Origin of the sequence: Salmonella sp. K21076 (assembly GCF_039650795.1) — a bacterium.
In the GTDB taxonomy this organism is placed as follows: domain Bacteria; phylum Pseudomonadota; class Gammaproteobacteria; order Enterobacterales; family Enterobacteriaceae; genus Salmonella; species Salmonella enterica.
In genome coordinates, this window is record NZ_JBCLYA010000045.1 from 194,637 (window position 1) to 213,929 (window position 19,293).

General features: G+C 54.2%; 20 protein-coding genes. 11 read left to right on the top strand and 9 right to left on the bottom strand.

Annotation, left to right across the window (positions count from 1 at the left end; translation table 11 throughout):
* Positions 1-5: 5 nt before the first annotated feature.
* The 6 genes from ucpA (at position 6) to cysM (ending at position 5,795) form a co-directional block, all read left to right on the top strand.
* The gene (gene ucpA / locus AAYN39_RS13715) at positions 6-797 is read left to right on the top strand and encodes an SDR family oxidoreductase UcpA (RefSeq protein ID WP_000517460.1); all 792 of its coding nucleotides are present in this window, start codon (positions 6-8) and stop codon (positions 795-797) included.
* 157 nt (positions 798-954) lie between these two features.
* The gene (gene cysP, locus AAYN39_RS13720) at positions 955-1,971 is read left to right on the top strand and encodes a thiosulfate/sulfate ABC transporter substrate-binding protein CysP (RefSeq protein WP_000290267.1); all 1,017 of its coding nucleotides are present in this window, start codon (positions 955-957) and stop codon (positions 1,969-1,971) included.
* Complete coding sequence (gene cysT, locus AAYN39_RS13725; protein WP_000881746.1) at positions 1,971-2,804, top strand: sulfate/thiosulfate ABC transporter permease CysT; 834 nt, start codon at positions 1,971-1,973, stop codon at positions 2,802-2,804. Before cysP ends, cysT begins: the two co-directional genes overlap by 1 nt.
* The gene (gene cysW, locus AAYN39_RS13730; RefSeq protein ID WP_000852703.1) at positions 2,804-3,679 is read left to right on the top strand and encodes a sulfate/thiosulfate ABC transporter permease CysW; all 876 of its coding nucleotides are present in this window, start codon (positions 2,804-2,806) and stop codon (positions 3,677-3,679) included. Before cysT ends, cysW begins: the two co-directional genes overlap by 1 nt.
* A complete protein-coding gene (cysA, locus tag AAYN39_RS13735; RefSeq protein WP_000021072.1) occupies positions 3,669-4,763 on the top strand; it encodes a sulfate/thiosulfate ABC transporter ATP-binding protein CysA in 1,095 nt (364 codons plus the stop codon). Before cysW ends, cysA begins: the two co-directional genes overlap by 11 nt.
* A 120-nt stretch (positions 4,764-4,883) precedes the next feature.
* The gene (cysM, locus tag AAYN39_RS13740; protein WP_001093881.1) at positions 4,884-5,795 is read left to right on the top strand and encodes a cysteine synthase CysM; all 912 of its coding nucleotides are present in this window, start codon (positions 4,884-4,886) and stop codon (positions 5,793-5,795) included.
* A gap of 32 nt (positions 5,796-5,827) precedes the next feature.
* Here cysM and AAYN39_RS13745 read toward each other — a convergent pair whose 3' ends face one another.
* The 3 genes from AAYN39_RS13745 to ptsJ are packed head-to-tail and all read right to left on the bottom strand — an operon-like array spanning position 5,828 to position 8,290.
* Positions 5,828-6,205 (bottom strand): YfeK family protein, encoded by a 378-nt coding sequence (locus AAYN39_RS13745; protein WP_000710735.1) that lies wholly within the window; start codon positions 6,203-6,205, stop codon positions 5,828-5,830.
* 58 nt (positions 6,206-6,263) lie between these two features.
* Positions 6,264-6,983, bottom strand: a complete 720-nt coding sequence (locus AAYN39_RS13750; RefSeq protein WP_001263738.1) for a GMP synthase — start codon at positions 6,981-6,983, stop codon at positions 6,264-6,266.
* A gap of 14 nt (positions 6,984-6,997) precedes the next feature.
* Entirely contained in the window at positions 6,998-8,290 is a 1,293-nt protein-coding gene (gene ptsJ, locus AAYN39_RS13755; RefSeq protein WP_000565130.1) for a transcriptional regulator PtsJ, read from the bottom strand.
* Between the two features lie 82 nt (positions 8,291-8,372).
* On the opposite strand from ptsJ, the gene pdxK reads away from it, so the two are divergent.
* Both pdxK and AAYN39_RS13765 read left to right on the top strand, forming a co-directional pair.
* Entirely contained in the window at positions 8,373-9,239 is an 867-nt protein-coding gene (gene pdxK / locus AAYN39_RS13760) for a pyridoxine/pyridoxal/pyridoxamine kinase (protein ID WP_000529613.1), read from the top strand.
* Entirely contained in the window at positions 9,236-9,475 is a 240-nt protein-coding gene (locus AAYN39_RS13765) for a hypothetical protein (protein ID WP_000844540.1), read from the top strand. The genes pdxK and AAYN39_RS13765 overlap by 4 nt, the downstream gene beginning before the upstream one ends.
* A gap of 149 nt (positions 9,476-9,624) precedes the next feature.
* On the opposite strand, the gene crr is transcribed toward AAYN39_RS13765, so the two are convergent.
* The 5 genes from crr to cysZ all read right to left on the bottom strand — a co-directional run bounded on the left by crr (position 9,625) and on the right by cysZ (position 14,697).
* On the bottom strand, positions 9,625-10,134 hold the full coding sequence (gene crr, locus AAYN39_RS13770) for a PTS glucose transporter subunit IIA (protein ID WP_000522253.1): 510 nt from the start codon (positions 10,132-10,134) through the stop codon (positions 9,625-9,627).
* Between the two features lie 40 nt (positions 10,135-10,174).
* The gene (ptsI, locus tag AAYN39_RS13775) at positions 10,175-11,902 is read right to left on the bottom strand and encodes a phosphoenolpyruvate-protein phosphotransferase PtsI (RefSeq protein WP_000623114.1); all 1,728 of its coding nucleotides are present in this window, start codon (positions 11,900-11,902) and stop codon (positions 10,175-10,177) included.
* Positions 11,903-11,950: 48 nt separating this feature from the next.
* On the bottom strand, positions 11,951-12,208 hold the full coding sequence (gene ptsH, locus AAYN39_RS13780; RefSeq protein WP_000487600.1) for a phosphocarrier protein Hpr: 258 nt from the start codon (positions 12,206-12,208) through the stop codon (positions 11,951-11,953).
* Between the two features lie 383 nt (positions 12,209-12,591).
* Entirely contained in the window at positions 12,592-13,563 is a 972-nt protein-coding gene (cysK, locus tag AAYN39_RS13785; RefSeq protein WP_000036904.1) for a cysteine synthase A, read from the bottom strand.
* Between the two features lie 372 nt (positions 13,564-13,935).
* Positions 13,936-14,697: a sulfate transporter CysZ gene (gene cysZ / locus AAYN39_RS13790; RefSeq protein ID WP_000255008.1), complete on the bottom strand. Its 762-nt coding sequence runs from the start codon at positions 14,695-14,697 to the stop codon at positions 13,936-13,938.
* 231 nt (positions 14,698-14,928) lie between these two features.
* On the opposite strand from cysZ, the gene zipA reads away from it, so the two are divergent.
* The 3 genes from zipA to AAYN39_RS13805 all read left to right on the top strand — a co-directional run bounded on the left by zipA (position 14,929) and on the right by AAYN39_RS13805 (position 18,222).
* Positions 14,929-15,915, top strand: a complete 987-nt coding sequence (zipA, locus tag AAYN39_RS13795) for a cell division protein ZipA (protein WP_000983126.1) — start codon at positions 14,929-14,931, stop codon at positions 15,913-15,915.
* A 71-nt stretch (positions 15,916-15,986) separates the two neighbouring features.
* Positions 15,987-18,002: an NAD-dependent DNA ligase LigA gene (gene ligA, locus AAYN39_RS13800; RefSeq protein ID WP_000433257.1), complete on the top strand. Its 2,016-nt coding sequence runs from the start codon at positions 15,987-15,989 to the stop codon at positions 18,000-18,002.
* Position 18,003: 1 nt separating this feature from the next.
* Positions 18,004-18,222, top strand: coding sequence for a DUF3820 family protein (locus AAYN39_RS13805; protein WP_001682115.1), 219 nt, complete (start codon positions 18,004-18,006; stop codon positions 18,220-18,222).
* Here AAYN39_RS13805 and AAYN39_RS13810 read toward each other — a convergent pair.
* Positions 18,219-19,217: a bile acid:sodium symporter family protein gene (locus AAYN39_RS13810; protein ID WP_000765569.1), complete on the bottom strand. Its 999-nt coding sequence runs from the start codon at positions 19,215-19,217 to the stop codon at positions 18,219-18,221. The two genes, AAYN39_RS13805 and AAYN39_RS13810, sit on opposite strands and share 4 nt — an antisense overlap.
* Positions 19,218-19,293 lie beyond the last annotated feature (76 nt).

Genomic DNA, 19,293 nt, shown 5'->3' on the forward strand with positions numbered 1-19,293 from the left:
TGAAAATGGGTAAACTCACGGGCAAGACAGCATTGATTACGGGCGCATCGCAGGGCATTGGCGAAGGGATCGCTCGCGTATTCGCACGCCACGGCGCGAACTTAATCTTGCTGGATATCTCCGATGAGATTGAAAAGCTGGCGGATGAGCTGGGCGGGCGCGGGCATCGCTGTACTGCCGTTAAAGCCGACGTCAGAGATTTTGCTTCGGTGCAGGCGGCGGTTGCGCGCGCCAAAGAGACTGAAGGTAGAATTGATATTTTGGTGAATAACGCTGGCGTGTGCCGTCTGGGCAACTTCCTCGATATGAGTGAAGAAGATCGCGATTTCCACATTGATATTAATATTAAAGGTGTCTGGAACGTCACCAAAGCCGTCCTGCCGGAGATGATCAAACGTAAAGATGGCCGCATTGTGATGATGTCTTCCGTCACGGGAGATATGGTGGCGGACCCGGGTGAAACGGCCTATGCGCTGTCAAAAGCCGCCATTGTCGGTTTAACCAAATCGCTGGCGGTAGAGTACGCGCAGTCCGGTATTCGTGTGAATGCCATTTGCCCCGGTTATGTAAGAACGCCGATGGCGGAAAGCATTGCCCGTCAGTCTAACCCTGACGATCCGGAATCGGTATTAACGGAAATGGCAAAAGCCATTCCGCTACGCCGTCTTGCCGATCCGCTGGAAGTAGGGGAACTGGCGGCATTTCTGGCTTCCGATGAGTCCAGCTATCTTACCGGAACGCAAAACGTCATTGATGGCGGCAGTACCCTGCCTGAAAGCGTAAGCGTAGGCGTCTGATTGATGCCGGTCTCCTCCTCACGCCGCGTGGGGAGGGATTCTCTTATTCCCTTTTCAACTTTCAAATCATCAAACGGTATATAAAACCGTTACTCCTTTAGCGCTGGTTATAAATATGATGACCATAAGAAAGTCATTAAATTTATAAGGGTGCGCAATGGCCGTTAACTTACTGAAAAAGAGACTCCTGACGCTGGCAGCAATGCTGTTACTGGCAGGGCAGGCGCAGGCAACGGAGCTGCTGAACAGCTCATACGATGTCTCCCGCGAGCTGTTTGCCGCCCTTAACCCGCCGTTTGAGCAACAATGGGCGAAGGATAACGGCGGCGATAAGCTGACGATTAAGCAGTCTCATGCCGGGTCATCAAAACAGGCGCTGGCGATTTTGCAGGGACTGAAGGCAGACGTCGTGACCTACAATCAGGTGACCGACGTACAGATTCTTCATGATAAAGGCAAACTGATCCCTGCCGACTGGCAAAGCCGTCTGCCGAACAACAGTTCGCCATTCTATTCCACTATGGGCTTCCTAGTGCGCAAGGGGAACCCGAAAAATATTCACGACTGGAGCGATCTTGTACGTTCCGACGTGAAGCTGATTTTCCCTAACCCGAAAACCTCCGGCAACGCCCGTTACACGTATCTGGCGGCATGGGGCGCGGCGGATAACGCGGACGGCGGCGATAAAGCCAAAACCGAACAGTTTATGACCCAGTTCCTGAAAAACGTCGAAGTGTTTGATACCGGCGGTCGCGGCGCTACGACTACCTTTGCCGAGCGTGGTCTGGGCGATGTGCTGATTAGTTTTGAATCGGAAGTGAACAACATCCGCAAACAATATGAAGCCCAGGGATTTGAAGTGGTGATCCCGAAAACGAACATTCTTGCTGAATTCCCGGTTGCCTGGGTGGATAAATACGTGAAGGCCAACGGCACAGAAAAAGCCGCCAAAGCTTACCTGAACTGGCTGTATAGCCCGCAGGCGCAGACCATCATTACCCATTACTACTACCGCGTGAATAACCCGGAAATCATGGGCAAGCAAGCAGATAAATTCCCGCAAACCGGACTGTTCCGCGTGGAAGACAAGTTTGGCACGTGGCCTGAGGTGATGAAAACGCACTTTGCCAGCGGCGGCGAGCTGGACAAACTGTTGGCGGCGGGGCGTAAGTAATGCTTGCCGTTTCTTCCCGACGCGTGCTGCCCGGCTTTACGTTAAGCCTCGGCACCAGTTTGCTGTTTGTCTGCCTGATCCTGCTGTTGCCGTTGAGCGCGCTGGTGATGCAGCTCTCACAGATGAGCTGGTCGCAATACTGGGATGTCGTGACCAACCCACAGGTGGTGGCTGCTTATAAAGTGACGCTGCTGGCGGCATTTGTGGCGTCGATTTTTAATGGCGTGTTTGGCCTGCTGATGGCGTGGATTTTAACCCGCTACCGTTTTCCAGGGCGCACGTTACTGGATGCGCTGATGGATCTGCCATTTGCGCTGCCGACAGCGGTGGCGGGGTTAACGCTGGCCTCGCTGTTCTCAGTGAACGGTTTCTACGGTCAGTTTCTTGCGCAGTTTGATATCAAAGTGACCTATACCTGGCTCGGTATTGCGGTGGCGATGGCCTTTACCAGCATTCCATTTGTGGTGCGCACCGTCCAGCCGGTACTGGAAGAGCTGGGGCCGGAATATGAAGAAGCGGCACAAACGCTGGGGGCCACCCGCCTGCAAAGTTTTCGCAAAGTCGTGCTGCCTGAGCTGTCGCCTGCGCTGATTGCCGGCGTGGCGCTCTCTTTTACCCGTAGCCTGGGCGAGTTTGGCGCGGTGATTTTTATCGCCGGAAATATCGCCTGGAAAACAGAAGTGACCTCGCTGATGATTTTTGTGCGTTTGCAGGAGTTTGATTACCCAGCTGCCAGCGCCATTGCCTCGGTGATCCTTGCGGCATCACTGCTGCTGCTGTTCTCAATTAACACTCTGCAAAGTCGCTTTGGTCGACGTGTGGTAGGTCATTAATGGCGGAAGTGACTCAATTGAAGCGATACGACGTCCCCCGTATTAACTGGGGAAAATGGTTTTTGATTGGCGTCGGGATGCTCGTTTCGGCCTTTATCCTGCTGGTGCCGATGATTTACATCTTCGTGCAGGCGTTCAGCAAAGGGTTAATGCCGGTACTGCAAAATCTGGCCGATCCGGACATGCTGCACGCCATCTGGCTGACGGTGTTGATTGCCTTGATCGCAGTGCCGATGAATCTGGTGTTCGGTATTCTGCTGGCGTGGCTGGTGACGCGCTTTAACTTCCCCGGACGTCAGCTACTGCTGACCCTGCTGGATATTCCCTTTGCCGTCTCACCGGTGGTGGCCGGTCTGGTTTATCTGTTGTTTTATGGTTCCAACGGCCCGTTGGGCGGCTGGCTGGATGAGCATAATTTGCAAATGATGTTCTCCTGGCCGGGGATGGTACTGGTCACTATTTTTGTCACCTGCCCGTTTGTGGTGCGCGAACTGGTGCCAGTGATGCTCAGCCAGGGCAGCCAGGAAGATGAGGCGGCGATTTTACTGGGCGCATCCGGCTGGCAAATGTTTCGCCGCGTGACGTTGCCGAATATTCGCTGGGCGCTACTCTACGGCGTGGTATTAACCAACGCCCGCGCGATTGGCGAGTTTGGCGCGGTGTCGGTGGTGTCCGGCTCGATTCGCGGCGAAACGTTATCGCTACCGTTACAGATTGAATTACTGGAGCAGGACTACAACACCGTCGGCTCCTTTACCGCCGCCGCATTGTTGACGCTAATGGCGATTATTACCCTGTTTTTGAAGAGCATGTTGCAATGGCGTCTGGAGAATCAGGAAAAACGCGCGCAACAGGAGGAAAATCATGAGCATTGAGATCGCCAGAATTAAGAAATCGTTTGGTCGCACTCAGGTACTGAATGATATCTCGCTGGATATTCCTTCCGGCCAGATGGTTGCCTTGTTGGGGCCGTCTGGTTCCGGCAAAACGACGCTGCTGCGCATTATTGCCGGGCTGGAACATCAGTCCAGCGGCCATATTCGTTTCCACGGTACGGACGTTAGCCGCCTGCACGCGCGTGAGCGTAAAGTCGGTTTTGTGTTTCAGCACTATGCGCTGTTTCGCCATATGACGGTGTTTGACAACATCGCTTTTGGCCTGACGGTGCTGCCGCGACGCGACCGCCCAACTGCGGCGGCTATTAAAACGAAAGTGACGCAATTGCTGGAGATGGTGCAACTGGCGCACCTCGCGGATCGCTTCCCCGCCCAGCTTTCCGGCGGACAAAAACAGCGCGTGGCGCTGGCGCGCGCGCTTGCCGTAGAACCGCAAATTCTACTGCTGGATGAACCGTTTGGCGCGCTGGATGCCCAGGTACGTAAAGAGTTACGTCGCTGGTTGCGCCAGCTACATGAAGAACTGAAATTCACCAGCGTCTTTGTCACCCACGATCAGGAAGAAGCGACGGAAGTGGCGGATCGGGTGGTGGTAATGAGTCAGGGCAATATCGAACAGGCTGACGCGCCGGATCGGGTGTGGCGTGAACCGGCAACCCGCTTCGTACTGGAGTTTATGGGCGAGGTGAACCGCCTGACAGGCACCGTCCGCGGCGGGCAGTTTCACGTTGGCGCGCATCGCTGGCCGCTGGGTTATACGCCCGCGTACCAAGGGCCGGTCGATCTGTTCCTGCGTCCGTGGGAGGTGGATATCAGCCGCCGCACCAGCCTGGATTCTCCGCTACCAGTACAGGTCATTGAGGCAAGCCCGAAAGGTCACTATACACAGTTAGTGGTACAGCCGCTGGGGTGGTATCACGATCCGCTGACGGTGGTGATGGCGGGTGACGACGTCCCGCAGCGCGGCGAGCGTTTGTTTGTCGGCTTACAGAACGCACGTCTCTATCATGGCGACCAGCGTATTGAGCCCCATGAGGCGCTTGCTCTTGCGGAGTCTGCCTGATAGGTTAATTTGCATAGTTATCGCCCGGTGGCGCTTCGCTTACCGGGCCTACAGCGTATATCGTGATTTTGTAGGCCGGGTAAGCACAGCGCCACCCGGCATTTTTATTGAGCTGAAAACGTGAATACATTAGAACAAACCATCGGCAATACGCCGCTGGTCAAATTACAACGGCTGGGGCCGGATAACGGCAGTGAAATCTGGGTCAAGCTGGAAGGCAATAATCCGGCAGGATCGGTGAAAGATCGCGCGGCGCTATCGATGATTGTCGAGGCGGAAAAGCGCGGGGAAATTAAACCGGGCGATGCCCTGATTGAAGCGACCAGCGGCAACACTGGCATTGCGCTGGCGATGATCGCCGCGCTGAAAGGTTATCGCATGAAGCTGTTGATGCCGGACAACATGAGCCAGGAGCGTCGGGCGGCAATGCGGGCCTATGGCGCGGAACTGATTCTGGTCACTAAAGAGCAGGGAATGGAAGGGGCGCGCGATTTAGCGCTCGCTATGTCTGAGCGCGGAGAAGGTAAACTGCTCGATCAGTTTAATAATCCTGATAATCCCTACGCCCACTACACGACCACCGGCCCGGAAATCTGGCGGCAAACGTCAGGTCGCATCACCCATTTTGTCTCCAGCATGGGCACGACCGGCACCATTACCGGCGTGTCGCGTTTTCTGCGCGAGCAGGAAAAAACGGTCACCATCGTTGGCCTGCAACCGGAAGAGGGCAGCAGTATTCCGGGCATTCGCCGCTGGCCTACGGAATATATGCCGGGCATATTTAACGCCTCGCTGGTGGATGAGGTGCTGGATATTCATCAGAATGATGCCGAAAACACCATGCGTGAACTGGCGGTTCGTGAAGGGATTTTCTGCGGCGTCAGCTCCGGCGGCGCGGTAGCGGGCGCGTTACGCGTCGCACGAGCCACGCCCGGCGCGATAGTGGTGGCGATCATCTGCGATCGCGGCGACCGTTACTTGTCTACCGGCGTGTTTGGTGAAGAGCATTTCAGCCAGGGGGCAGGGATTTAAACGAGGTGCCATCGTCGTATGACACCCGTGTGTTATAGCGTTTTATCCGTTTCCGCAATAAGTGCATGTAAATAAGGCTGCGCGTTTTCATCGCTTTTACCAGGAATTTTAACGATATAGGGTTTTCCGGTGATGGACGACGACGACGCGACTTTATCGATAAACTGTTCAGCGGTGTCGATACGATTGCGCGTGTTACCCAGTTTTAAGCGCAGGTGCGATACGGCTTCCTCGCAGTTATGCGCATCACCGTTACGAACGAAGGTCAGATCCTTTTTCTGCGCCAGCACATTAAGCATGGCGTTAATGCGCGCTTCTTCATGGGCGTTTAGCTTCGCCCAGGCGGGGAGGGTCAGCAGGAGCGCGACGACGGCGCAGACAATTTTCTTCATGGTAAAATCCTTTTTCATGCAATAATCACTGCACCTCAGACCGTTAGCCGGGTAATAAGTTGCACTCCTGGTGTGGTTATTTCTGTGAGTGCGCCAGCGTGAGTTCATCCAGAAAACGCCACAGCTTTTCATTCATCTGCTGATAATTCCATGCGCGCATCTCGGCGACCGAGCGGATAAAACGCTTCCCTTGCGCGTCGGCCAGCTCCTGCTGCGAATGTTGGATTAATCCTTCAACCGCCTCGACGGTAAATTCCATATGACACTGGAAGCCGTAGACAAAATTGCCGTACTGCACGATTTGTCGCGGGCAGCCCTCACTGGTAGCAAGAATTATCGCCTGGTCGGTTAACCCCGGCATGTCGTTATGCCAGTGACCGACGATAAGCGGGGAGCCGAAATGGTTGAACAGCGGGTGCTGTTGGCCTGCCTCGGTCAGGACGATTGGGTAGTGACCGATCTCTTTTTCCGGACTTTGGCACACCTTGGCGCCCAGCGCTTCGCCAATTAACTGCGAGCCCAAACAGATCCCCACCACGATTTTTCGTGCCGAAATCGCCTGGTTAATCAGATGTTGCTCGGCCTGAGAATCAAAGTACGGGCACTCTTCGCGGGTGGTGCGCGGCGACTGCGGACCGCCAAATACCACGAGCATATCGAACTCATCTGCATTGGGCGGTAGCGCTTCTCCGGCATAGACGCGCGACCATGAAATGGTATAACCGCGATCTTCAGCCCATTTCAGATAAGCGCCAGCGGATTCAAACGACTCATGGATAACAAAATGAACTCGCACGTTATTTTCTCCTGTTAGCGATTTAGCGCCTGATGGATATCAGCCGCCAGCGTGTTGATCTCGCCGTCATTTAATGTCGACAGCGTGATACGTAGACCGTGAGACGGCGCGCTTACGCCAAAGGCTTCGCCCTCACGTACCAGCCAGCCGGATTTTGCCAGCGTAAACGCGGTAGCCTGGCTATGGGTGTCCAGCGGGAGCCAGGCATTCACGCCGTCGCCGGGAGAAATGGCGATGCCATATTGCTGTAGGGCGCGGGCCAGTTTTTGTTGCCGGGTGGCGTAAAACAGCCGCGTTTGCGCCAGCCTGTGCTGATACTCAGGGTCGGTCAGGCAGGCGTAGACCAGATCCTGTAACAGATGGCTGACCCACTGACTACCGGCATTTAGCCGCAGCCGAAGTTTTGCCGAGGTCGAGCTGTCGCTGGCGACAATAGCAAGACGTAAATCGGGGCCGAGGGCTTTGGAAACGGAGCGTATCACCGCCCAGTGTTGCGTTGTCTGCGCAATAACCGGCTGCCAGGGCGACGAAGAAAGCAGGGCGAAGTGATCGTCGATAATGACCAGTACCTGAGGGTAACGCGCCAGTATATTTTGCAGCGCAGCGGCACGGCGAGCGCTCAGGCTACAGCCGGTAGGGTTGTGTGCGCGCGGCGTTAAGATCACTGCCCGCGCGCCCTGGTTTAGCGCCTGCTCCAGCTTTTCAGGCTGCATTCCTTCGCTATCCACACTGACCGGGCTGGCGCTAAAACCGGCATAGCGCAGCATATTGATACTGCTTAAAAAACAGGGATCTTCCACCGCAACGCTGTCGCCCGGCAGCAGATGCGCGCAAAGCAGTCTTTCGATAGCGTCGATAGCTCCGCTGGTGATATCAATTTCGCCTGCGACGGGGGTGGCATCCCGTAGCCAGCGCGCCGCCCAGGCGTGTAGTTCAGGGGAAACGGGCGCATCGCCGTAGAGATGCGGCGTGCGGCTGAGACGGGCAAAATAACGGCTAAGGTCAGGCAGACGCTGCGGATCGGGATTGCCGCCGGAAAGGTCGTGCAGAGGCGTATGCGGATCGCCGCCTTCCAACGCTACGGGAGACGGACTGCCTTTAATCACCGTCCCATTGCGGCCTAAACTTTGCGCCAGTCCCGCCGTTATCAGCCGTTTATACGCCGCTGCGACGGTATTGCGGTTCACCTTTAATTCGCTTGCCAGCTCCCGTACCGGCGGGAGCGAATCCTTCGCCCGTAACGTGCCGGCGATAATGTGTTGACGGATACTGTCAAAAATTTCGTTAGCGGTTTTTCCGTCGATCATTATTGACCTATGACAAAATGAATTTTAGCATATGACAATGATAATGAGGCGGTAGCCTGCTGTCCAGCGAGAGGAAAATTTTATGGGACAAGAGAGTGATATTCAGTCAGTGCTCTTCGACGACAACCATCGGGCGTTACAGACCGATATCGTCGCCGTCCAGTCACAGGTTGTGTACGGCAGCGTAGGCAACAGTATCGCTGTTCCGGCCATTAAAGCGCAGGGATTACGCGTGACGGCGGTCCCGACGGTGTTGTTCAGCAATACGCCGCACTATAAAACGTTTTATGGCGGCATTATTCCCGCCGAGTGGTTTGCAGGCTACCTTACGGCGTTGAATGAGCGCGATGCGCTACGTGAATTAAAAGCGATTACCACCGGTTACATGGGCAGCGCAGACCAAATTGTCTTGCTTTCGAAGTGGCTAATGGCGATCCGGGCTTCGCATCCGGAGGTGTGTATTCTTGTTGATCCCGTCATTGGCGATACCGACAGTGGAATGTATGTGCAGGCGGAAATTCCGCAGGCTTATCGCACACATTTGTTGCCGCAGGCGCAGGGGCTAACGCCGAACGTATTTGAGCTGGAGATGCTGAGTGGTAAACCGTGTCGCACGCTGGAAGAGGCGGTGGCGGCGGCGCAATCGCTGCTTTCCGATACGCTGAAATGGGTGGTTATCACCAGCGCGCCGGGCGAATCTCTGGAGACCATAACGGTTGCCGTCGTTACCGCGCAGGTCGTGGAGGTCTTTGCCCATCCGCGGGTGGCGACGGAGTTAAAAGGGACGGGAGATCTCTTCTGCGCCGAGCTGGTCAGCGGTATTGTGCAGGGAAAAAAACTGACGACCGCGGCAAAAGATGCGGCGCAGCGCGTGCTGGAGGTGATGACCTGGACACAGCAGTGTGGCTGTGATGAGTTAATTCTGCCGCCGGCAGGGGAGGCGCGATGAAGAGTTATCGGCTGGTGGTTCGCCAGCAGGGGCGTATCGTGGGGCATTTTGAAACGAGCGGGCTGGACGCGCTGGAAGATATCTGCGTGGCGCGAGCGATGTTTGGCATCACTGGCGGCTATCAGTGCGAGTTGCAAGTGTCCGATTCCGAACGCAGGATACTGGAGAGTGGCCCGGATGGGATGAAGATCCTGATGCGCGAGAAGTGCTTTCGCCCGGTGACCTCGCAGTTGTAACCCGTGGATTGGCGCTGAAATGTTCGCAACCTTGTAGGCCTGATAAGCGTAGCGCCATCAGGCAGTGCGCCGCACCATCGCCGGATGGCGGCGCAAGTACAGGCAAAAAAAATGGCGCCCAAAGGCGCCATTCTTCACTGCGGCAAGAATTACTTCTTAATGCGGATAACCGGAGTTTCACCCACGGTCACGCTACCGGACAGTTTGATCAGTTCTTTGATTTCATCCATGTTGGAGATAACAACCGGAGTCAGGGTAGACTTGGCTTTTTCTTCCAGCAACGGCAGATCGAACTCGATGACCGGATCGCCAACTTTCACGCGCTGACCTTCTTCAGCAATACGCTTGAAGCCTTCGCCTTTCAGCTCAACGGTGTCGATACCGAAGTGAACGAACAGCTCAATGCCGCTATCGGATTCGATAGAGAACGCATGGTTGGTTTCAAAGATTTTGCCGATGGTACCGTCAACAGGGGCGACCATTTTGTTACCGGTTGGTTTGATAGCGATGCCATCACCAACGATTTTTTCAGCAAAAACTACATCCGGCACGTCTTCGATGTTGACGATCTCGCCAGAGAGCGGGGCAACAATCTCAATAGTTCCGGTGTCTTTCTTATCATCAGAAACCAGAGATTTTAGTTTATCGAACAAACCCATGATCTTCTCCTAAGCAGTAAATTGGGCCGCATCTCGTGGATTAGCAGATTGTTTTTTCTTCAATGAACTTGTTAACCAGCGTCATTAACTCGTCCGTTGTCGGTTGAGCAAGAGCCTGCTCTGCTAACACCTTCGCATCTTCGAAGTTCGTGTTACGGATAATCTTCTTAATGCGCGGGATAGAAATGGCGCTCATAGAGAATTCGTCCAGACCCATCCCCAGCAACAGAAGTGTAGCACGTTCGTCGCCTGCAAGCTCACCACACATGCCAGTCCATTTACCTTCTGCATGAGAAGCATCAATAACTTGCTTGATCAAGTTCAGTACGGACGGTGACATTGGCTGGTAAAGGTGTGAAATCATATCATTACCACGGTCAACTGCCAGGGTGTACTGCGTTAAATCATTGGTGCCGATACTAAAGAAATCAACTTCTTTGGCTAAATGACGCGCAATTGTCGCCGCAGCCGGTGTTTCCACCATCACGCCAATCTCAATGCTTTCGTCAAATGCTTTACCTTCGTCACGCAGTTCCTGTTTGTAGATTTCAATCTCTTTGCGCAGCGCGCGAACTTCTTCAACAGAGATGATCATCGGGAACATAATGCGCAATTTACCGAAAGCGGAGGCACGCAGAATCGCGCGAACCTGGTCACGCAGGATCTCTTTGCGATCCATGGCGATACGCACGGCGCGCCAGCCCAGGAACGGGTTCTCTTCTTTCGGGAAGTTCATGTATGGCAGCTCTTTGTCGCCGCCAATGTCCATGGTACGGACGATAACCGCCTGCGAGCCGCACGCTTCAGCGACCGCTTTATAGGCGGCAAACTGCTCTTCTTCCGTCGGCAGCGCGTCGCGATCCATGAACAGGAATTCAGTACGATACAGACCAACGCCTTCCGCGCCGTTACGCTCAGCGCCTTCAACGTCACGAACGGTACCGATGTTGGCGCAAACTTCAACCTGATGTCCATCCAGCGTGATTGCCGGCAGATCTTTCAGTTTTGCGAGTTCCGCTTTCTCGGTCGCAACCTGCTCCTGGACGGCGCGCAGTTGCTCAATAACATCGTTGGTCGGGTTGACGTAAACCTGGTTGTTTACGGCATCCAGAATCAGATAGTCGCCGTTTTTCACCTGAGCGGTGACGCTACCGGTACCTACGATCGCTGGCAGTTCCAGAGAACGCGCCATGATGGAGGTATGAGACGTGCGTCCGCCCGCGTCGGTGATGAAGCCCAGCACTTTCTGCAGGTTCAGCTGTGCGGTTTCTGACGGCGTCAGGTCAGCGGCAACCAGGATAACTTCTTCCTGAATCGCGCTCAGATCGATAATGGCCAGACCCAGGATGTTGCGCAGCAGGCGCTTACCGATATCACGTACGTCAGCCGCACGCTCTTTCAGGTATTCGTCATCCAGTTCTTCCAGGGCAGTGGCCTGACCTTCGATAACTTCATGTGCGGCTGCGTCAGCCGTCATGTGCTTATCTTTAATCAGGGCTATGATTTCCTGCTCCAGCTCCTCATCTTCGAGCAGCATAATATGCCCTTCAAAGATGGCTTCTTTTTCTTCACCGAACGTTTCACCAGCTTTTGTCTTGATCGCTTCCAGTTGCGCAGATGCCTTGGCACGACCGCTCAGAAAACGTTCAACTTCCTGATCAACCTTGTCGGCAGAAATTTTTTTCCGGTCAATGACGATTTCGTCTTCTTTCAGCAGCAGTGCTTTGCCGAAAGCGATACCCGGGGATGCTAAAATGCCTGAAATCATAACCCTACCTTACTTGTGACTGATTTTTAAAAGAACCCGGAAAAAAACTTACTCGAGTTCCGCCATCAGTTTGACCAGATGTTCAACCGCTTTCTGCTCATCTTCACCTTCTGCGGAGATGGTGACGACGGTGCCTTGAGTCAGGCCCAGAGTCTGCAGTTTAAACAGGCTTTTCGCGCTGGCGCTTTTGCCGTTGGAAGTCACAGTAATCTCAGAAGTGAAGCCTTTTGCTTCTTTAACAAACTGAGCAGCAGGGCGGGTGTGCAGACCGTTCGGAGCGGTAATGGTAACTTCTTGCTGGAACATTGTATTTCCCCAACTTATAGGTTTAGTGTTGTGGAACTAAAGTCTAGCCTGGCGGCTCAACTTTAGCCTGTATTGTTAGCGCCGGCGTAAACGGGACGCGACACAAAAGGTGTTCTACGCAATCCGTTGCTGGCAACTTATGGCCGCTGACGTTTCGCTCGTCATTAAACATTATGCCGCGAAAGGAAGAGTTGAACCAAATCATAAAATCGATTCAGCTAACGCTTTTCCTGTAACGATTAATTTCGCGCATCAAAATAATTAGTCTGGTTAAATACCAGTTCCGGCAGGGTGAATCAATGCCAGGTGAGGTGAAAGTTTGAAGCAGGCCACAAAAAAGCACCCAAAAAGGTGCTTTTTTACGCGTTTTTAACATGCTGGCATCACTGTTGCAGTTCTTTCTCAGTAAAGAGATCGGCGAACAACGCGGTGCTCAGATAACGCTCACCTGATGAGGGTAGGATAACCACAATATTCTTATTGGTAAAGCTTTCATCTTCCTGCAGCTTAAGCGCTGCAGCAACCGCGGCGCCGGAAGAAATTCCCGCCAGAATACCTTCCTCTTCCATCAGACGGCGCGCGGTAGAAATGGCTTCTTCATTGGTGATGCCAACCACTTTATCAATCAGTTTCAGATCCAGGTTGCCCGGGATGAAGCCTGCGCCGATGCCCTGAATTTTATGTGGGCCCGGTTTGATCTCTTCACCAGCCAGCGCCTGGGCGATAACCGGGGAGTCAGTGGGTTCTACCGCAACGGTGATAAGATCGGTTTTACCCTTCGTCCCTTTGATATAACGCGTGACGCCGGTTAACGTACCGCCAGTGCCGACGCCGGAGATAAACACATCCACCTGACCATCGGTGTCTTCCCAGATTTCCGGGCCGGTGGTTTTTTCATGGATTTCCGGGTTGGCAGGGTTGCTGAACTGCTGGAGCAGGAGATATTTTTGCGGATCGCTGGCGACAATTTCTTCGGCTTTCTGAATAGCGCCTTTCATCCCTTTCGCCCCTTCGGTCAGCACCAGATTCGCGCCTAATGCTTTGAGTAGCTTGCGGCGTTCAATGCTCATGGTTTCCGGCATGGTCAGGGTGAGTTTGTAACCGCGCGCGGCGGCGACATACGCCAGCGCAATACCGGTATTGCCGCTGGTCGGCTCCACCAGTTCCACGCCAGGTTTCAGTACGCCACGCTTTTCGGCATCCCAAATCATATTGGCGCCGATACGGCACTTGACGCTGAAGCTCGGGTTGCGCGACTCCACCTTCGCCAGAATGCGTCCATTACCGATACGATTCAGTCGAACCAGCGGCGTATGACCGATAGTCAGCGAGTTATCTTCATAAATCTTACTCATGGCCTGTCCTTAACTGTATGAAATTGGGATACCTTCCCAGCATACCTTCCAGCCAGATATGGGGAAGTAAGGATTTCGCATATCTATATGCTGATGGGGAATAATGGTTATCAGTATGGAATAAGAGACAGCATAAGAGCCTATCCCATTAGGGCTATTTTACTTGCCATTTTGGTCTTGGGCAGTGCTCGCCAAAACGCATTAGCGTTTTGAACGCCGCTTGCGGCGGCCCGAAGGGCGAGCGTAGCGAGTCAAACCTCACGTACTACGTGTACGCTCCGGTTTTTGCGCGCTGTCCGTGTCCAAACTGGCTGCGCCAATAACGCTTGGTGGGATAGGCTCTAAGCCATCTCTTATTTATACATTTTTACGTTATTTCCATAACGCGTGTTTAGCACGCCAGCAATCAACCCACATTGCCGTCGCGCCACAGACGGCGACAGGCATAATGAAAAGGTTAAGCACCGGAATCATCGTAAAGAGGCTGGTGAGCGCGCCAAATTGCATATTCGCCACCTTCTGCGTGCGCAACGCGGCGCGCATCGTTTTAAACGGCACTTTGTGGTTATCAAACGGGTAGTCGCAATACTGGATCGCCAGCATCCAGGCGCTGAACAAAAACCACAGCACCGGCGCGATGGTTTGGCCAATGCCAGGAATAAAATAGAGAACCAGCAGCACAATAGCGCGCGGCAGATACCACGCCAGCTTTTGCCATTCACGTTTCATAATGCGCGGTACATCTTTCATGATGCCGAGTATGCCGGTATCTGGCGGCGTAGCGCCGGTTAACCGCGCCTCAAGCTGTTCGGCTAAAAGGCCGTTAAACGGCGCGGCGATCCAGTTGGCGAGGGTAGAGAAAAAATAGCCAAAGACCAACAGAACAGAGATAACCGCAATCGGCCACAGCAGATAGCTCAGCCATTGCAGCCAGTCCGGCACATGACTCATCAACGAAGGTATCCAGGCGTCAAGCTGGGTAAACAGCCACCAAAATGCGCCGCCCATCAGCACAATATTGACCAGCAAAGGTAAAATAACAAAGCGGCGGATTCCCGGTAGGGTGACTAACTTCCATCCTTGCGAGAAATAATAGACGCCGCTACGTGGTACGGTTGTGGATGATGAAACCATATTCAGGACATACTCCTTTTTCTTAAAGCCCTGGGTAAACGTGGGATATCTTACCCGGTTATCAGACGGTGGATAGTTCGGAAATGTTCGAAAAAACAGCAAAAAGCACATTTTCCTTCATCTTTATGCTGCGAAAGCCAACAGTACACTTGCACTTGACGTAATCGGCAAATACTCTTAGTGAGTAAATGTTTGCCGTGGTGGCAAGGTGTTAGAACAACAGAGAATATAATGATGCAGGATTTGCGTCTGATATTAATCATTGTTGGCGCGATCGCCATAATCGCTTTACTGGTACATGGTTTCTGGACCAGCCGTAAAGAACGATCTTCTATGTTCCGCGATCGTCCACTAAAACGCATGAAATCGAAACGCGACGACGACTCGTATGACGACGATGTCGAAGAAGACGAAGGCGTGGGTGAAGTTCGTGTTCACCGCGTAAATCATGCCCCCGGCCAGTCGCAGGAGCATGATGCCCCTCGTCAGTCGCCGCAACACCAGTACCAGCCGCCTTATGCGTCTGCGCAACCGCGTCCAGCGGCGCCGCCGCAGCCACAAGCGCCGATGCAACAGCCGGTTCAGCAACCGGTCCAACCTGCGCCGCAGCCTCAGCAGGTTCAGCCATCTGCGCCGCCGGTACAGCCGCCGCAACAGCAGCCTGCACCGCCGTCGCAAGCGCCGCAGCCTGTTGCGCAGCCCGCGCCGCCGCCATCAGCGCAAACCTTCCAGCCTGCGGAACCTGTGGTTGAGGCGGAACCGGTAGTGGAAGAAGCGCCGGTTGTGGAAAAACCGCAGCGTAAAGAGGCGGTCATCATTATGAACGTCGCGGCCCATCATGGCAGCGAGCTTAATGGTGAAGTGTTACTGAACAGTATTCAGCAGTCAGGCTTTAAATTTGGCGATATGAATATTTTCCATCGTCATTTGAGCCCGGACGGCAGCGGCCCGGCCTTGTTCAGTCTCGCGAATATGGTCAATCCGGGAACGTTCGATCCTGAAATGACGGACTTCACTACGCCTGGCGTCACTATCTTTATGCAGGTACCGTCTTACGGCGATGCGCTGCAGAATTTCAAGCTGATGCTGCAATCCGCGCAGCATATCGCTGATGAGGTCGGTGGCGTCGTGCTGGATGACCAGCGTCGGATGATGACGCCGCAGAAACTGCGCGAATATCAGGACCGCATCCGCGAGGTGATGGACGCTAACGCCTGAGGTTAACGCAGGTGTGACATTTTTAACGTAACCCCCGCCTGTCGGGGGTTTTTTATCATTGATGGTGTGATATGGAACCAATCGAACAACAACTGACAGAACTGCGAACCACGCTTCGCCATCATGAATATCTGTATCATGTGATGGATGCGCCCGAGATTCTCGACGCCGAATATGACCGCCTGATGCGGGAACTGCGAGAGCTGGAGGCGCAACGTCCGGACCTTATCACGCCGGATTCGCCCACGCAGCGCGTTGGCGCGGCGCCGCTGACGGCATTCAACCAGATTCGCCATGAAGTACCGATGCTGTCGCTCGATAACGTATTTGATGAAGAAAGCTTCCTGGCGTTTAACAAGCGAGTGCAGGATCGTCTAAAAAGCACGGAAAATGTCATCTGGTGCTGCGAGCTAAAACTGGATGGCCTGGCGGTCAGCATTCTGTATGAAAACGGCGTGCTGGTGAGCGCTGCGACGCGTGGCGACGGCACCACCGGTGAAGATATCACTTCAAACGTGCGCACGATTCGCGCCATTCCGTTAAAGCTGCACGGCGATAACATTCCGGCGCGTCTTGAAGTTCGCGGAGAGGTATTTTTACCGCAGGCCGGGTTCGAAAAGATCAATGAAGACGCGCGCCGTACTGGCGGCAAAGTGTTTGCTAATCCGCGTAACGCGGCGGCGGGCTCGTTGCGTCAGCTCGATCCGCGTATTACGGCGAAGCGACCGCTAACATTTTTCTGCTACGGCGTCGGTATTCTGGAAGGCGGAGAGTTGCCGGATACGCATCTGGGACGGTTGCTGCAATTTAAAGCGTGGGGGTTACCGGTCAGCGATCGCGTGACGCTGTGCGATTCTCCCCAGGCAGTACTGGATTTTTATCACAACGTCGAAAAAGATCGCCCCACGCTCGGTTTTGATATCGACGGCGTGGTGATTAAGGTCAACTCGCTGGCTTTGCAGGAACAGCTGGGCTTTGTGGCCCGCGCGCCGCGCTGGGCGGTGGCGTTTAAATTTCCTGCTCAGGAGCAGATGACTTTTGTGCGCGACGTTGAGTTTCAGGTCGGGCGCACCGGGGCGATTACGCCGGTGGCGCGTCTAGAACCGGTTCAGGTGGCTGGTGTGCTGGTCAGCAATGCCACGTTGCATAATGCCGATGAAATTGAGCGGCTTGGCTTGCGCATTGGCGATAAGGTGGTTATCCGTCGGGCAGGCGATGTGATCCCTCAGGTGGTCAACGTGGTTCTGTCCGAACGCCCTGAAGAGACGCGTCCGATTGTGTTTCCAACGCACTGTCCGGTGTGCGGATCGGACGTAGAGCGCGTCGAAGGCGAAGCCGTTACCCGTTGTACCGGCGGGCTGATTTGCGGCGCGCAGCGTAAAGAGTCGCTGAAACATTTTGTGTCGCGCCGGGCGATGGATGTAGACGGGATGGGCGATAAGATCATCGACCAACTGGTGGAAAGGGAGTATGTCCATACGCCAGCGGATCTGTTCCGTCTGACGGCGGGTAAACTGACCGGCCTGGACCGAATGGGGCCAAAGTCCGCGCAAAATGTTGTTAACGCGCTGGAAAAAGCCAAAGCGACGACTTTTGCGCGTTTTCTCTATGCGCTGGGCATCCGTGAAGTGGGTGAAGCGACGGCGGCGGGGCTGGCGGCGTACTTCGGCACGCTGGAGGCGCTGCAGGCTGCCACCATTGACGAGTTGCAGAAAGTACCCGACGTGGGGATTGTGGTCGCTACGCACGTCTTTAACTTTTTTGCCGAAGAGAGCAATCGTGACGTGATTGGGCAGCTACTGGCGGAAGGGGTTCACTGGCCCGCGCCGGTAGTCATTAATGCGCAAGAGATCGATAGCCCGTTTGCCGGTAAAACCGTGGTACTAACCGGTAGCCTGAGCCAGATGTCCCGCGATGACGCTAAAGCGCGTTTAGTGGCTCTGGGCGCGAAAGTGGCAGGCAGCGTATCGAAGAAAACCGATCTGGTGATTGCCGGTGAAGCGGCGGGCTCCAAACTGGCCAAAGCGCAGGAACTGGGTATTACCGTGATTGATGAAGCGGAAATGATCCGCTTACTGGGTGCCTGAGATGGAAAAAGAGCAGCTGCTTGAAATCGCCAACACCGTGATGCCCTTTGGCAAATATCAGGGACGTCGATTGATCGACCTTCCGGAAGAGTATTTGCTGTGGTTTGCCCGTAAAGATCAATTTCCGGCGGGTAAACTAGGGGAGTTGATGCAAATCACGCTGCTGATTAAAACCGAGGGGCTGACGCAACTGGTGCAGCCCCTGAAACGCCCGCTTTAAGCTTTCGCGGCGCGGCTTTCCTGCTGCGCCTGTAACTTCTCGGTCTGGCGTTTGTAGCGCCGCGCCAGCCCTGCGCAGACCATCAGTTGGATCTGGTGGAAGATCATCAGCGGTAATACCATCATACCCAGCACTGACGTCGGAAACAGAATATTGGCCATCGGGATCCCGTTGGCCAGGCTTTTTTTCGAACCGCAGAAGACAATAGTGATTTCGTCGGCTTTATTGAAGCCGCATTTACGGGCGACAAAGACGTTAATGGCTATGACGATCGCCAGCAGTATGAGGCTGACCACGACGATAAACAGCAGCGATCCCCAGCCGACTTTGTGCCAGATGCCGTTGACCACCGCTTCGCTGAACGCCGAGTAGACCACCAACAGAATAGAGGTCTGATCCGTTTTCGCGATCCACTTTTTGTTGCGCGCGACCCAATTGCCGATCCACGGGCGAGACAGGTGTCCCAGCACAAAAGGCAGCAGCAGTTGCAGCATAATTTTGCCCACCTCTTCCAGACTGCCCTGCGCGCCATGAATATTCATTACCAGACCGACCAGCAGCGGCGACAGGAAAATGCCCAGCAGGCTGGACGCAGACGCTGAGCACACCGCGGCCGCGACGTTGCCGCCCGCGAGTGAAGTAAATGCAATCGCCGACTGCACGGTGGCGGGCAAAATACACAGATACAGAAAGCCGCTGTAGAGCATAGGGTCGACATTGACAGGCGCCCACCAGGCAAACAGCACGCCGAGGACAGGAAAGAGCACAAAAGTGCTGCACATGACCCACAGATGCAACCGCCAGTGGCTGCCGCCAGCGATGATCGCTTCACGCGAAAGCTTCGCGCCATGCATAAAAAACAGCAGAGCGATAGCCGCTGTCGTAATGCCTTCAACGACAGGCACAAAGCCACCTTCCGCCGGGAAAAAAGAGGCCAGTAGTACCACGGTGATAAGTGTCAGCGTGAAAGGGTCAAGGATACGAAAAAGTTTCATAAAAACTCCTGAAAGTCGGTGCAGCTATTTTGCGTTTTTCGCTTTGAGAAATAAAATTGATTTATTGCATCTATAT